Genomic DNA, 1,532 nt, shown 5'->3' with positions numbered 1-1,532 from the left:
GCGCGTGGCCGCCGCGATCCGCGAGGCCGAGCGCGACGCCGCGCCCGCGCTCGCCGCCCGCGCGAAGGCCGCCGCCGATCTCGTACGGGCCCTGCACACCGCGGCCGAAGGCGCCGAGTCCCAGGCCAACGAGGAGGAGGAGCGCTCCGCGACCCTCCAGGAGACCGGCGAGGCCGCGCACCGCGACGCCACCTCCGCGGCGACCGAGGCCCAGCGCGCCCGCAGCGAGGCCGGGCACCTGCGCCAGCGCCTCACCGAGGTGGAGCAGGAGACCGCCGAGGCGGTCCGCGCGGGCTGGCTCGACGACAGCGCGCCCGACGCCGACCCGGCCCGTGCCGCGCTCGCCGCGAGCGACGCCGAGAAGACGGCGGTCGCCGCCTGGGACGAGGCGCGGGAAGCCTCGCGCCGGGCCACCGACCAGGCCAAGGAAGCCGCCGCGGTCGAGTCCCGAGCCGAGCTGACGGCGGCCCGCGCGGCCGACGCGGCGACGGCCGCGGAGCAGGCGTACGACGCGGAGCGGCGCACGGCCGACTCCCTCGCGCAGGACGACCGCCTCATCGAACTCCTGGGCCTGCCGGGCGCACCCGGCGGGTCCGGAAGCCGGAGCGTACGGGGCGGGGTGCCGCAGCCCCGGCACGCGGGAGCCGATTCGGGGGACACCGGGGGCGGTTCCGGGGACGGCCCCCCGGAGAGCGGCGAGGGCGATGCGTCAGGCACGGGCGAGGCGGGCGCACTGGGCGCGGACGGCGCTCCAGGACCACGCGCGCACGGGACCGTCGAAGACGACGCCCCCTACGCCGCCGCTGACGGGGCGCCGTCCGACACCCGGCGAGCCCCCGGCTCCCCGCTCTCCCCGGACGAGCTCGACCGCAGCGCCGACGACCTGAAGACCCTCCTCGACGACGGAGTGGCCGCCGCCGAGCGGCAGCTGTTCGAGCTGCGCACCGCCGCCGCCGACGACTCCCGGATCCTCGGCGCCCTCGGCGACGGCGGCCTGCTGCCGCCCGGCCCCGACGTCCTCGCCACCGTCGAGTTCCTCGGGGAGCACGGCATTCCGGCCCTCCCGGGGTGGCGGTATCTGGCACAGGCAGTCGATCCCGCGGACCACGCGCGCGTGCTCGCCGCGCGCCCCGAGCTGGTCGACGGCGTCGTCATCACCGACCCGCACACGCACGCCCGCGCGCGCGAAGCGCTCGCCGGAGCCGCGCTGCTGCCGCGCTCCACGGTCGCCGTCGGCACCGCCGCCGCCCTCCTCGCCCCGGTGCCGGACGGCGCCGCGGGGTCGGCCGATGACGTCTTCCTCGTACCGCCGAACCCGGCCATGCACGACGAGCAGGCCGCCGACGAGGAGCGCCAGGCTCTGCGCGCCCGCGCCACCCGGCGCGACGACGAGATCCGCGTACTGGCCCAGCGCCTGGCCAAGGACCGGGAGCTGGCCGCGCGGCTCGCCTCCTGGCGGTCCGGCTGCCCGGCCGGGCGCCTCGCCGAGCTCGCCACCGCCGCCAGGGACGCGCGCGCCTTCGCCGAGGAGG

At 79.3% G+C, this 1,532-nt stretch carries 1 pseudogene; it reads left to right on the top strand.

Annotation, left to right across the window (positions count from 1 at the left end):
- Positions 1-1,532: pseudogene (locus STRAU_RS31065) on the top strand (hypothetical protein); the annotation flags it as partial.

The sequence above is a fragment of the Streptomyces aurantiacus JA 4570 genome, from assembly GCF_000414115.1.
Classification (GTDB): domain Bacteria; phylum Actinomycetota; class Actinomycetes; order Streptomycetales; family Streptomycetaceae; genus Streptomyces; species Streptomyces aurantiacus_A.
This window is presented reverse-complemented; position numbering and strand designations above follow the sequence as displayed.